This window comes from Curtobacterium sp. MMLR14_002 (assembly GCF_001864975.1).
Lineage (GTDB): Bacteria > Actinomycetota > Actinomycetes > Actinomycetales > Microbacteriaceae > Curtobacterium > Curtobacterium flaccumfaciens.
Genome location: NZ_MJGT01000072.1, coordinates 141381 through 153972, shown reverse-complemented (window position 1 = coordinate 153972; position 12592 = coordinate 141381). Strand labels below are relative to the sequence as shown.

At 71.0% G+C, this 12592-nt stretch carries 15 protein-coding genes; 7 read left to right on the top strand and 8 right to left on the bottom strand.

Annotated elements, in window-relative coordinates; genetic code table 11:
* Positions 1–27: 27 nt before the first annotated feature.
* The 8 genes from BIU91_RS14165 to BIU91_RS14130 form a co-directional block, all read right to left on the bottom strand.
* Positions 28–732, bottom strand: coding sequence for a DUF4396 domain-containing protein (locus tag BIU91_RS14165; RefSeq protein WP_216099673.1), 705 nt, complete (start codon positions 730–732; stop codon positions 28–30).
* A gap of 1 nt (position 733) precedes the next feature.
* Positions 734–1474: a ZIP family metal transporter gene (locus BIU91_RS14160; RefSeq protein WP_071405968.1), complete on the bottom strand. Its 741-nt coding sequence runs from the start codon at positions 1472–1474 to the stop codon at positions 734–736.
* 133 nt (positions 1475–1607) lie between these two features.
* A complete protein-coding gene (locus tag BIU91_RS14155; protein WP_071405967.1) occupies positions 1608–3065 on the bottom strand; it encodes a sugar porter family MFS transporter in 1458 nt (485 codons plus the stop codon).
* Positions 3066–3220: 155 nt separating this feature from the next.
* Complete coding sequence (locus BIU91_RS14150) at positions 3221–3757, bottom strand: hypothetical protein (RefSeq protein ID WP_071405966.1); 537 nt, start codon at positions 3755–3757, stop codon at positions 3221–3223.
* A gap of 237 nt (positions 3758–3994) precedes the next feature.
* Entirely contained in the window at positions 3995–5716 is a 1722-nt protein-coding gene (gene pgi / locus BIU91_RS14145) for a glucose-6-phosphate isomerase (RefSeq protein ID WP_071405965.1), read from the bottom strand.
* 239 nt (positions 5717–5955) lie between these two features.
* Positions 5956–8187 carry a heavy metal translocating P-type ATPase gene (locus tag BIU91_RS14140; RefSeq protein WP_071405964.1) on the bottom strand — a complete coding sequence of 744 codons (2232 nt, stop codon included), beginning with the start codon at positions 8185–8187 and terminating at the stop codon, positions 5956–5958.
* Positions 8184–8402, bottom strand: coding sequence for a heavy-metal-associated domain-containing protein (locus tag BIU91_RS14135; RefSeq protein WP_171907845.1), 219 nt, complete (start codon positions 8400–8402; stop codon positions 8184–8186). The genes BIU91_RS14140 and BIU91_RS14135 overlap by 4 nt, the downstream gene beginning before the upstream one ends.
* 32 nt (positions 8403–8434) lie before the next feature.
* Positions 8435–8725, bottom strand: a complete 291-nt coding sequence (locus BIU91_RS14130; protein WP_027466001.1) for a metal-sensitive transcriptional regulator — start codon at positions 8723–8725, stop codon at positions 8435–8437.
* 82 nt (positions 8726–8807) lie between these two features.
* Between BIU91_RS14130 and BIU91_RS14125 the strand changes: the two genes are divergently transcribed.
* The 7 genes from BIU91_RS14125 to BIU91_RS14095 all read left to right on the top strand — a co-directional run bounded on the left by BIU91_RS14125 (position 8808) and on the right by BIU91_RS14095 (position 12553).
* Positions 8808–10025 (top strand): helix-turn-helix domain-containing protein, encoded by a 1218-nt coding sequence (locus BIU91_RS14125; protein ID WP_071405962.1) that lies wholly within the window; start codon positions 8808–8810, stop codon positions 10023–10025.
* 169 nt (positions 10026–10194) lie between these two features.
* Positions 10195–10653, top strand: a complete 459-nt coding sequence (locus tag BIU91_RS14120; protein WP_071405961.1) for an Asp23/Gls24 family envelope stress response protein — start codon at positions 10195–10197, stop codon at positions 10651–10653.
* Positions 10650–10841, top strand: a complete 192-nt coding sequence (locus tag BIU91_RS14115; RefSeq protein WP_017885412.1) for a DUF2273 domain-containing protein — start codon at positions 10650–10652, stop codon at positions 10839–10841. The genes BIU91_RS14120 and BIU91_RS14115 overlap by 4 nt, the downstream gene beginning before the upstream one ends.
* Complete coding sequence (locus BIU91_RS14110) at positions 10838–11152, top strand: hypothetical protein (protein WP_017885411.1); 315 nt, start codon at positions 10838–10840, stop codon at positions 11150–11152. The genes BIU91_RS14115 and BIU91_RS14110 overlap by 4 nt, the downstream gene beginning before the upstream one ends.
* Positions 11153–11161: 9 nt before the next feature.
* Positions 11162–11737, top strand: coding sequence for a DUF6286 domain-containing protein (locus BIU91_RS14105; RefSeq protein ID WP_027465998.1), 576 nt, complete (start codon positions 11162–11164; stop codon positions 11735–11737).
* Entirely contained in the window at positions 11734–12297 is a 564-nt protein-coding gene (locus BIU91_RS14100) for a hypothetical protein (protein ID WP_071405960.1), read from the top strand. The genes BIU91_RS14105 and BIU91_RS14100 overlap by 4 nt, the downstream gene beginning before the upstream one ends.
* An 82-nt stretch (positions 12298–12379) precedes the next feature.
* Positions 12380–12553 carry a CsbD family protein gene (locus BIU91_RS14095; protein WP_071246087.1) on the top strand — a complete coding sequence of 58 codons (174 nt, stop codon included), beginning with the start codon at positions 12380–12382 and terminating at the stop codon, positions 12551–12553.
* The last annotated feature ends 39 nt before the right edge of the window (positions 12554–12592 follow it).

Sequence of the window (12592 nt, the reverse complement as noted above, 5' to 3'; positions counted from 1 at the left end):
CGGGCCTCCCGTCCGTCCGCTGGTCCGTCACATGGCCTCCTTGATGCCCCGACGCACCAGCCACACGTTCACGGGGTAGGAGCAGACGAAGCCGGCCACCATCGCCAGCTGCATCGCCACCCAGAACTCCGGCGAGAAGACGCTCGCGCGCCCGCCGACGAGTGCCGGGAACACGACCAGCTGCCACACCGCCATCAGGCCGTACATGCCCACCTGCCACGCGATGATCGACAGTGTGTCGGCCTTGAGCGCGGCGACGAGCCCGGCCCGGACGCCCAGGCCCCGCATCGGCGCGATGGCGAAGTACTGGAACGCGACGCCGAGCACGAACGCGATGACGAAGTCGACGATCCACCCGGCGAACATCCGATCCTGGTAGAGCGTGCCCAGTCCGACGGCCACCCCGAGCGCCGGGAACGCCGCGAGCCCGAACTCGCCGATCAGGTCGCCGAGGGCGCAGCCGGCCCCGCAGTGGCTCGTGTCGATCGCGGTGCCCGCCCACCGTCCGTGTCCGGGCGCCGAGGCCCGCCCCCGACGCAGGTAGAAGACGAGCCACACGACGCTGCCGAACAGCATCGTGAGCGGCCACACGAACGCCATGACGCGCATGTGCGGCGGCCGACGCACCACGTCGACCGCCACGAACGCCGCACACCCGACGGCGACCACGAGCAGCGCGGAGCACACCACGGTGACCGGCGCCGGGAACGCAGCGGCAGGCAGCTCGTCCACGTCAGCCGCCGATCACGTGGATGCCGTAAGCGGCGAAGAACCCGACGACCGCGATGAGGCCCGTCCACGGGCCGGTCTTCCGGAACGCCTCCGGCAGCATGGTGTCGGCGAGCATCGCCAGGATCGCTCCGGCGGCAACCGCGGTCACGGCGCTCTGCACGCCGGCGGGTGCCTGCCCGAGGATGGCGTACCCGCCGAGCGCCGACAGGGCGCAGGCCAGGGCGATGCCACCCCAGACGGAGAACACGTACCGTGCTCCCCGGCCGTTCTCCTTCATGTCCGACGTACTGGAGAGTCCCTCCGGCAGGTTCGAGATGACGACCGCCGCGAGGACCGCGATCGAGAGCGATCCGCCCGCGGCGAGCCCGACTCCCTGCACCGCCGTCTCCGGGATGCCGTCCAGCAACGCGCCGAGGGCGATGCCGAGCCCGGTGCCGGAGCCGGGCGACCCGGCCCCGCTGCGCTTCTTCCGCGCACCACGCCGTTCCAGCAGGACGTCGAGGCCGACGTAGACGACCGCGCCGCCCAGGAACCCGGCCATCGCCGTCCAGAACGTGCCGGACCGGGTGGCCTCGGCGACGAGGTCGAAGGAGAGCGCGGAGATGAGGACGCCGGCGCCGAAGGCGGTGATCGTGGCAACCACGGTCCGTGGCACGCGGACGAACCAGGCGATCGCGGCGCCGACGACGAGGGCGAGACCCGAGGCCAGGCCGGCCCCGGTCGCCAGGAGGAGGGGATGCACGGGTCGAGTGTAGGAACCGGACGGTGCGGACGCGCCAAGGTCGCCCGGACACGATTGCGCGCCCATGGTGCGCAGAAGACGTCGGGTGCCCTGGGGCGACCCGACGTCTTCTGCGCACTCGGTGCGGTGCGGACTAGCGGCGCGACGCCTTCACGGGGACGGTGAAGATGTTGCCGGTGGTGACGCCCTCCTCGACCTCTTCGAGGGTGCGACCGCGGCTCTCCGGCACGAACTTCCAGATGAAGAGCAGCGCCAGCAGCCCGACGACCCCGAAGCCGAAGAAGGTCCCGGTGATGCCGGTCGCGGCGACGATCGTCGGGAAGTACAGCCCGAGGAACGCGTTCGCGATCCAGAGGCAGAACACCGAGATGCCCATGCCGAGCGCACGGATCTGCGTCGGGAAGATCTCGGACAGGACGACCCACACGGCGATGTTGAGGAAGGTCTGCATCGAGCCGACGAACGCGACGACCAGGAACAGGATGACCCACGGGCGGGCCGGGTTGCCCTCGGGCAGCGCCACCGACGCGATGCCGATGAGGAAGTGGCAGATCGTCGTCAGCGTGAACCCGAGGATCAGCGTCGTGCGGCGGTTGATCTTCTCCATGTTGTACAGCGCGATGACGCCACCGACCACGGCGATCACGCCGGGGGCGATGTTCGCGATGAGGGCGGCCGACGCCTGGAACCCGGACTCGATGAGCACGGTCTGGCCGTAGTACATGATCGAGTTGATGCCGGTGAGCTGCTGCGCGACGCCGAGCCCGGCACCGATGAGCACGATGCGGATGAGCCACTTGTTCCCGCGCAGCGTGTGCCAGCCACTGACACGCTCGACCTTCGCTTCGAGGTCGTTGCTCCGCTTGATGTCGTCGAGCTCGGCGCGGGCCCGATCGGTGGTCCGGACCTGCTCGAGGACGGACAGGGCCTCGTCGTAGCGGTCCTTCGACGCGAGCCAGCGCGGCGACTCCGGCACCCGGAGCATGCCGACGAACAGCGCGATCGCGGGGAGCGCGCAGACGGCCAGCATGACGCGCCACACCCCGTTGCCCTCACCCCAGATGTTGCCGATGAAGGCGTTGACCACGAAGGCGGCGAGCTGACCGATCACGATCATGAGCTCGTTGCGGCCGGACAGGGACCCGCGGATCTCGTACGGCGCGAGTTCGGCGAGGAACACCGGCACCACCGTGGATGCGCCGCCCACCGCGAGGCCGAGGAGCACACGACCGATGACGATGACCTCGAACGTCGGCGCGAACACGCAGATCAGCGTGCCGACGAAGAACGTGACGGCCAGCAGGATGATCGTCTTGCGGCGACCCCAGCCGTCGGCGATGCGGCCGCCGAGCATGGCGCCGATCGCGGCACCGAAGAGCAGCGAGCTGGTGACCACGCCCTCGGTGAAGTTCGTGAGGCCGAGCTCCGCCTTCATCGGGTTCAGGGCACCGTTGATGACACCGGTGTCGTACCCGAAGAGCAACCCGCCGAACGTTGCGACGAGGGCCAGCACGCCGAGTCGTCGGCGGTGCGGCCCGGTCCCCAACGGGGGCAGTGCGACAGTCGGGGCTGTCGGTTTGATGTCGACCATTCGGTGACTCCTTCGTCGGTGATCGCGCGTCAGTGCGTGGACCGATCGTAACCCGAATCCATGTCCTGTCAATTGGACATTCTGTCGTCAGGTCGTTTGGATCGGTCCACAGAAGGCCTGATGAGGACGGGAGCGGTCCAATCCGCGGATCGGGCTCAGCGCTCGTCGTCGACGGGGCCGTCGCCCAGGACGTCCCCCAACGAAGCCATGTCGGCACCGTGGTCGGTGTAGCGGCGCACGGTCCGTCGGGCGGCGGCACTCGCGGCGCCGGACAGGGCGGGGTTGCGTCGGGCGGCGTCGGCGACGCGTCCGGCGTGCCCCGCGGTGGAGAGCAGCACGTTGGCCAGGGCTCGGGCGTCGCCGCGCTCGGGGACCCCGGTCACGGTCCACGCCGTGCGGACCTGGGCGTCGGGGGTGACGCCACGACGGGTGCCCATCCGGTGCCAGTCCGACAGCACGCCCTCGGTGCGCGAGGCGGCGCGGTCTGCCTCTCCCGCCCGACGGCGTGCGGCGTCACGGGCATCGGACTCGGTGTCCGAGCCCTCGACCGTGTCGTACCGGTCGGTGAGCCCATCGGCCCGGCGCCGGACGCTGTCGGCACGTTCACGCGCTGCGACGTCGTCACCACCGGCCGCTGCGATGCGGGCGGCGTGCGCGGCGGCAGCCGCGGCGAGGATCTCCGAACGCTCCATGCCCTCGACCGTAGCCGCTCCGACCGACACCGGCGGACCGTCCAGCGCGGTGACGGGGCGCGGGCGGCAGGCGGCGTTTCGCGCTGGGCGACACCTCACGGGCCGCGGCGCGCGTGAGGTGTCGCTGACCGCGAAACCGGCCCGGCGTCCGCCCCGCGGCCAGCGCACGCACACGACGGACGGGAGGCCCATGGCGGATCCGCCACGGGCCTCCCGTCCGTCAGGTGGGGACGTGCGTTACTTCCGCAGCTCCAGGTACTTCGCGATGAGCGCCTTGGTCGACGGGTCCTGCGCGTCGAGCGCGGCCTGGTCGCCCTCGACGGCCGGCGTGACCTGCAGCGCCAGCTGCTTGCCGAGCTCCACACCCCACTGGTCGAACGAGTCGATGCCCCAGATCGTGCCCTCGGTGAACACGATGTGCTCGTACAGGGCGATGAGCTGGCCGAGGACGCTCGGGGTGAGCTCCGGCGCGATGATCGACGTGGTCGGCTTGTTGCCGGGGAACGTGCGCGCCGCGACGATGCCCTCGTCCGTGGTGCCCTCGGCGCGGACCTCGTCGGCGCTCTTGCCGAACGCGAGCGCCTTGGTCTGCGCGAAGAAGTTCGCCAGGAACAGCGTGTGCACGTCGGTGCCGGGCGCGACGCCCTTGCCGTCGCCGGTCTCGTCCTTGAGCGGACGGGCCGGGTTGGCGACCGTGATGAAGTCGGCCGGGATCAGGCGGGTGCCCTGGTGGATGAGCTGGTAGAACGCGTGCTGGCCGTTCGTGCCGGGCTCACCCCAGAAGACCTCGCCGGTCTCGGTGGTGACGGGCGAGCCGTCCCAGCGGACGCGCTTGCCGTTCGACTCCATGGTGAGCTGCTGCAGGTACGCGGCGAAGCGGTGCAGGTACTGCGTGTACGGCAGGACCGCGTGGCTCTGCGCACCGAGGAAGTTCGTGTACCAGACGTTGAGCAGGCCCATCAGGACGGGGACGTTCTGCTCGAGCGGCGTGGTGCGGACGTGCTCGTCGATGGCGTGGAAGCCGGCGAGGAACTGCTCCCAGTTCTCCTTGCCGATCGCGATGACGACGCTCGTGCCGATGGCCGAGTCGACCGAGTAGCGGCCACCCACCCAGTCCCAGAAGCCGAAGGCGTTCTCGGGGTCGATGCCGAAGGCCTCGACCTTGTCGAGCGCGGTGGAGACGGCGACGAAGTGCTTGGCGACGGCGCTCTTCTTCTCGTCGTCGGCGGCGTCGGTCAGTCCGAGCTTCTCCCACAGCCACTGGCGGGCGAGGCGCGCGTTCGTCAGGGTCTCGAGCGTGCCGAAGGTCTTCGACGCGACGATGAAGAGCGTGGTCTCGGGGTCCAGGTCCGCGGTCTTCTCGTAGATGTCCGCCGGGTCGATGTTCGACACGAAGCGGGCCTCGAGGCCGGGCTGGACGTAGGGCTTGAGTGCCTCGTAGACCATGACCGGGCCCAGGTCGGAGCCACCGATGCCGATGTTGACGACGGTCTCGATGCGCTTGCCGGTGACACCGGTCCAGGCGCCGCTGCGGACCTGCTCGGCGAAGCCGTAGACCTTGTCGAGCGTGGCGTGCACGTCGGCGTCGACGTCCTGGCCGTCGACGGTCAGGGGCGCCGCCGGCACGAGGCCCTCGGTCGCCTTCGGGCGGCGGAGCGCGGTGTGCAGCACGGCGCGGTCCTCGGTGACGTTGATGTGCTCACCGGCGAGCATCGCCTGGAAGCGTTCGGCGACGCCGGTGTCCTTCGCGACCTGCAGCAGCGCGGCGAGGATCTCGTCGGTCACCAGGCCCTTGGAGAGGTCGACGGTCAGGTCTGCCGCCTGGAAGGTGTACTGCTCGGCACGACCGGGGTCGCTGTCGAACCACCCTCGCAGGTCCGGGGTGAAGCCGGCAGCGATGCTGTCGAGCTTCTTCCAGCCTTCGGTCGATGTGGGGTCGACGGGAGCGGATTCGGTCACTTCGGTCCTCCTGGGGATCACGTTCAAGACGTACAGCCCGCGGGTCACGCAGCGCTGCGTCGCGGACCGTCTTCGAGCGTAGTGCGCTCCGGCGGGTGGTGCGCACAGTCGGCCGGGAGGCGCGGCTCGCGTTCGCTGCGCGCGTCACGCCTCCCCGCCGGTCGCGTTCCGTGCCGCGGTCGGCTCGCCGGGTTCAGGGCCGCGGGCTTTCCGGGTTCAGGGCCGCGGGCTTTCCGGGTTCACGGCTGCGCGGCGAAGCGACGCAGCCGCAGGCTGTTCGTCACGACGAAGACCGACGAGAACGCCATCGCCGCCCCCGCGAGCACCGGGTTCAGCAGCCCCGCCATCGCGAGCGGGATCGCCGCGACGTTGTACGCGAACGCCCAGAACAGGTTGCCCTTGATGACGCCGAGCGTCGCGCGCGACAGCCGGATGGCGTCGGCCACCACCGTGAGTCGACCGCTCACCACCGTGATGTCGCTCGCCGCGATGGCCGAATCGGTGCCGGCCCCCATGGCGATGCCGAGATCGGCCGCGGCCAGTGCGGCGGCGTCGTTCACGCCGTCGCCGACCATCGCGACGCTCCGTCCCTCGGACTGCAGCCGGCGGACGGTCTCGAGCTTCGACGCCGGGGTCGCGCGGGCATGCACCTCGTCGATGCCGACGCTCGCGGCGACCGCACGTGCGGCACCGTCGTTGTCGCCGGTGAGCAGGACCGGGTGCAGGCCGAGCGCCCGGAAGCGGGCGATCGCGTCGGCAGCCTCGGGCTTCACCGTGTCGCCGACGACGACCACGCCCAGGGCCGTGCCGTTCCGGGCGACGACGACCGCCGTGCCCCCGTCGACCTCGGCACGGTCGACGGCGTCGGACAGCACCGGTGGCAGGGTGATCGACCACGAGTCGGCGAGCCAGCGGGTCGTGCCGACCAGGACGACGTCGCCGTCCACGACGGCCTGCACACCGGCGCCGGCGGTGGCGGTGAACTGCTCGGCCTGGGGCAGGTCAGCGCCCCGGGCACGGGCCGCGGTGGTCACGGCGCGGGCGACGGGGTGTTCGGAGCCGTCCTCGACCGCTGCGGCGAGGCGCAGGACGACGTCCTCGGTCTCGTCGAGGGCGGTGACCGACCGCAGGGTCATCGACCCCGTGGTGACGGTGCCGGTCTTGTCGAGCACGACGGTGTCGACGCCGCGGGTGCGCTCGAGCACCTGCGGACCGCCGATCAGGATGCCGAGCTGGGAGCCGCGACCGGTGCCGACCAGCAGCGCGGTGGGTGTGGCGAGCCCGAGGGCGCACGGGCAGGCGATGATCAGGGTGGCGACGGCAGCGGTGAAGGCCGCGGTGACCGACCCGCCGAACACGAGCCAGCCGACGAAGGCCAGCACGGCGAGCGCGATGACGATCGGCACGAAGACGCCGGAGACGCGGTCGGCCAGGCGCTGCACCTCGGCCTTGCCGGTCTGAGCGTCCTCCACCAGGCGACCCATCCGGGCGAGCTCGGTGTCGGCACCGACGCGCGTGATCGCGACGACGAGCCGCCCGCCGACGTTGATCGTGGCACCGGTGACCCGGTCGCCCGGGCTGACCTCGACCGGCACGGACTCGCCGGTGAGCATGCTGAGGTCGACGGCCGAGGAGCCGTCCTGCACCAGGCCGTCACTCGGGATCCGCTCGCCGGGTCGCACCACGACGACGTCGCCCACGACCAGGGAGGAGGCGGGCACGAGGTGTTCGGCACCGTCGCGCAGGACGGTGGCGTCCTTCGCACCGAGTTCGAGCAGTGCCCGGAGTGCGGCACCAGACTGTGTCTTCGCGCGGGCCTCCATGTACCGGCCGGCGAGGATGAACACCGTCACGGCGGTCGCGACCTCGAGGTACAGGTCGGTGGCCTCGGGGTCCGTGGCGAACCACGAGAACGTCATGTGCATGCCGGTCGTGCCGGCGTCGCCGAAGAACAGGGCGTACAGCGACCACGCGAAGGCAGCGAGGACACCGACGCTCACCAGGGTGTCCATGGTGGCGGCACCGTGCCGGGCGTTGACCCACGCGGCACGGTGGAACGGGAGCGCACCCCAGACGGCGACGGGTGCCGCGAGCGTCAGGGCGAGCCACTGCCAGTTTGGGAACTGCAGGGCCGGCACCATCGAGAGCACCACGACGGGCACCGCGAGCACGGCGGACACGATCAAACGCCGGCGCAGCGGGCCGGTCGGGTCCTCGTCCACCGCGGGGTCGGCGTCAGCGGCGGCGGGCGGGGCGGGCACCGTGGCGCCGTAGCCGGCCGACTCCACCGCGGCAATGAGCGCCTCGGGGTCGGCGGTGCCGTCCGCGGCGACCTGCACCTGCGCCTTCTCGGTGGCGTAGTTGACGGTGGCGGTGACCCCGGGCAGCTTGCCGAGCTTCCGCTCGATGCGGTTCGCGCACGAGGCGCAGGTCATCCCGGTGATGTCGAGTTCGACGGTGCGGTCGGTCACGAGCGCACGACCTCGTACCCCGCCTCGGCGACGGCGGTGCGGAGGGCATCCGCGTCGACGGGTGCCGTCGAGCTGACGGTGACCTCGGACGATCCGCCGGGGACGAGTCGGACGTCGACGCCCGACACCCCGTCGACCTCGGTGAGTTCCTCGGTGACGCTCATCACGCAGTGGTCACAGGTCATGCCCTCGACGAGCAGCGTTTCGGTGGTCATGGTGTCTCCTTCTCGGTGGTCGATCGTCAGGGTCATGAGCGGACGAGCCGAGCGATCGCCTGGCTGGCCTCGCGCACCTTCTCGTCGGCGGCGTCCCCGCCCTCGGCGACGGCCTCGGCGACGCAGTGCGCCAGGTGATCCTCGAGCAGCGACAGCGCGACGCGTTCGAGGGCTCGGTTCGCCGCCGAGATCTGGGTCAGGACGTCGATGCAGTACGTCTCGTCCTCGACCATCCGCGCGATGCCGCGCACCTGCCCCTCTGCGCGACGAAGTCGCTTGAGCAGGTCGTCCTTGTCGCCGATGTACCCGACGTGTTCGTGCATGTCCGCCTCCACCGTTCTCAATACGGTACCCCCCTAGGGTATTCCTTTCCTTGTCCGGTGCAACTGATGGCATGATCGGCGCATGGACCCCTCGACGACGAACGGATTCCGCCGGCTGCGGTTCTCCGACGGCGAGGGTTCCGACTACTCCGAGATCTTCGCGGCCGAGTACGGCGGCTCGGACTTCGCCTCCGAGACCTTCGCCACCGACGACACCCGGTACGAGTACACGGTCGTGGGCGACGACGACCTGTCGCTGCGCACCATGCGGGCCGAGGGCGGTCGGCGGGGCGGGGTTATCGGCGTGCGGGACGACCACGTGGTGTTCTGGCTGACCAAGGGCCGGCTCGAGATGCACTTCGCCGACCGCACCCGCGTCGTCGAGCCGGGCAGCCCGTACATCGCGTCGGCGTCCGAGGCCTACCGGTTCGAGTCCGACGGCACCGTCTACAACGGCGTGCACGTGTCCGACCGGTTCCTGCGCAGTGTCGGCCGCGACCTCGGCTACCGCCTGCCCGACGGCCCACTGTTGTTCGACCAGCAGGACGAGGTCGTCGCCCGGCGCGAACCCCTGCGGCACCTGATCCGTGAACTCGGGCCGGCCCTGGTCGACGAGCGCGTGCTCGGGCCGATGCGGACCGCGCTGAACCGCCGGCTGGCCGTCGTCATCCTCGACACGTTCCCGATCCGGAACCGCGGTGACGACGTCCCCGTGGCGAACCGGCTCCGCGACGCGATCCGCTTCATCGAGCTGCACGCCGCCGAACGCCCCTCGGTCCCCACCATCGCCGCGGCCTGCGGACTGAGCCAGCGCGGGCTGCAGGACGTCTTCGCCCGGACGCTCGACACCACCCCGCACCGGTTCCTCCGCGACCACCGCCTGGACCGGGTGCGGGAAGAGCTCCTGCGTGCGGACCGCGGGGGCACGACGGCCGCGGACTGCCCACTCGTGTCGTCGGGGATCGCCGCGATCGCCCGCCGCTGGGGCTTCACCAACCCCGGCCGGTTCGCCGAGACCTACCGCGAACGCTTCGGCGAGGACCCGGCAACCACGAAGCGCGCAGCACTCGCGGCGCAGCCGGAGGCCGGCAAGGCGTCGTGGCGTGTCCGTCGTGCGGTGTCGTACATCGAGCAGCACCTCGACGACCCGCTCACGCTCGACGACATCGCGGCCGCCGCAGGGGTGCTCCCCCGACGGCTGCAACAGCTCTTCCGCGAGGAGCGCGGCGAGTCCCCGATGGCCTGTGTCCGTGCCATGCGGGCCGCTGCAGAGCGCAACGGCGCGGCCGGAAACGGCTGAACGGCCGGACGGAAGACCCCGGGGGTACACGCACATCCCCGGATTTCCGGGGTTCCCTGGAAAGCAGCCGAATCCGAGAAGTCGTGTGTGACGAATCTCTTCCACAGCCCGTCTCATCCGTGAACAGCAACCGCTGGGAACGCCCGGCGGGTCAACGGAAGGAACGAACATGGCTGACACCACCACCCCCACCCCGGCCACCACGGCGACCCGTGCCACCTCGCACGCCGGCACCAGCGGCGTCACCGGCAAGACCGTCATCGACGACACCGTCGTGTCGAAGGTCGCCGGCATCGCCGCCCGCGAGGTCAACGGCGTGCACTCCCTCGGCAACGGCGCAGCCCGTGCCATCGGCGCGATCCGCGACGCCATCGGCCAGCGCGACTTCGGTCAGGGCGTCAAGGTCGAGGTCGGCGAGAAGCAGGTCGCCGCGGACATCGTGATCGTCGCCGAGTACCCGGTGTCGCTCCAGCAGGTCGCCGACGGCGTCCGTGCCGGTGTCGCCCGTGCCCTCGAGCAGATCGTCGGCATGGAGGTCGCCGAGGTCAACGTGACCGTCCAGGACGTCTACATCCCGGGCGACGACGACGACAACGAGGACGAGAAGAAGGAAGCCCGAGTCGCATGAGCAACACGCTGATCGGCGCCCTCATCGGCGCAGTCCTCGCCGTCGTGGCACTGCAGTTCGGGTTCTGGGGCTTCGTGCTCGTCATCGTCTTCGGTGCGATCGGGGCCCTCGTGGCCGCACTCGCCACCGGGCGCATCGACCGCGGTGCCCTGACCGACGTGCTGACCGGACGCCGGAGCTCCCGGTGAACGCCGGCCCGGACGTCCCGGGCCGCGTCGAGATCACCGCACGCGCGCTCACCTCGCTGGCGCGGGCCGTCGCAGCCGAAGGGCTCGGCGCCCCCGCCAAGCGGGTGCGCGTCGGACTCGGCGACGCGTCGGGAGCACTGTCGCTCGACATCACCGGGCCGATCGCCGCGAGCGACGACATCGTCTCCGGGTCGATCCGGATCGCGGACCAGGTCAAGGGCCGCGTGAGCGACCTGACCGGGCGTCGCGTCGGCAGTGCCCACATCGAACTCACCGGGATCGTGCGCGAGCACGAGTCCCGTGCCCGCTAGGAGGCCATCATGAGCAACGGTTCCGTCGAACGACGCATCCGTCGTCGGAGCGTGCACCGCTCCCGCTCCACAGCAGTGGCGGTGGCACTCGTGGTGCTCGCCCTGGTGGCCGCCTGGATCGGCACCGAGGCGGTGCTCAGCGCCATCGGACGCCCGCCGCTGGTCGCCGACCCCCAGACCGTGGTCGACACGGCGCTCCGTCCGGACGCCGCGTTCGTCACCATCGTCGAGGTCATCGCGGGTGTGCTCGTCGTCCTCGGCGTCGTGCTGGTCGTCCTGGCGCTCAAGCCCGGCCGCCAGCACCGATCGGTCGTCGAGCACGAGCGTGGTGCGGTCGTCATCGACGCCCGCATCGTCGCCTCCACCGCGGCGAACGCTGCAGGCATGGCGGCCGGTGTCCCCGAGGGGAACGCCTCCGCCACCGCCCGTGGCCGTTCCACCGAGGTCCGCATCGTCCCCGTCACCGGTGTGCCGGTCGACGAGGCGAGCGTGCGCGCCGCCGTCGTGGAGCGTCTGAGCGGTCTCGACGAGCGCTTCGGCCGACGCGTCCGCGTCCGGGTCGAGGAGAAGGGAACCCTCGCATGACCAAGAGCAACCGGACCCTCAACCGGATCATCCTGTTCGTCCTCGGCCTCGTCGCCGTGGTCGTCGGGATCGCGATGGGCGCGGGTGTGCTGCCCGCCGTCCAGGACGCCGTCAAGCCGTACGTCGACCTCCCCCGCAGCCTCGACGTCCCCGCGTCCGCGCTGTGGATCGTCGCCGGGGTCGCGGCCCTCGTGATCGTCCTGTCGCTCGTGTGGGTGTTCACCCGCGGTGGTGGCGGCACGTCCGTCGCCGTCCGGGAGCACTCGGGCGACGATGCGGTCACCGTCAACGTCGCACTCGTCCGGGACGTCCTCGAGCACGAACTCGCGGGTGTCCGCGACGTGGTCGGGTCCCGTGTCGACACCTACCTCGTCCGCCGGCAGCGCGCCGCCCGGATCCGTGTCGCGGTCCGCCGCGGCGGGGACGCCGTCAGTGTGCTCGACGCCGTCGACCGAGCCGTCGCGGTCCTCGACCGCACCCTCGGCCGTCCGGTCCCGGTGCTCGTGCACCTGACCGGCGGTACCCGCTCCGCGCTCGCGAAGTCGACCCGCGTCCACTGACACCCGTCAGCCGGACGCACCCCGGGCCTCCCGGCCCACCACCACACCACCGGGCGCACGCCCACCCACGAAAGGACCCGTCATGGGACTCGACGACAAGATCAAGAACGCCGCTCAGGACCTCGCCGGCAAGGCGAAGGAAGCCGTCGGCAACCTGACCAACGACGACTCGAAGGTCGCCGAAGGCAAGAAGGACCAGGCCGCTGCGAGCGCGAAGCAGACCGGCGAGGACGTCAAGGACGTCTTCAAGAAGTAGGTCGCACGACCGCATCGGGGCACCCGTCGAACGGGTGCC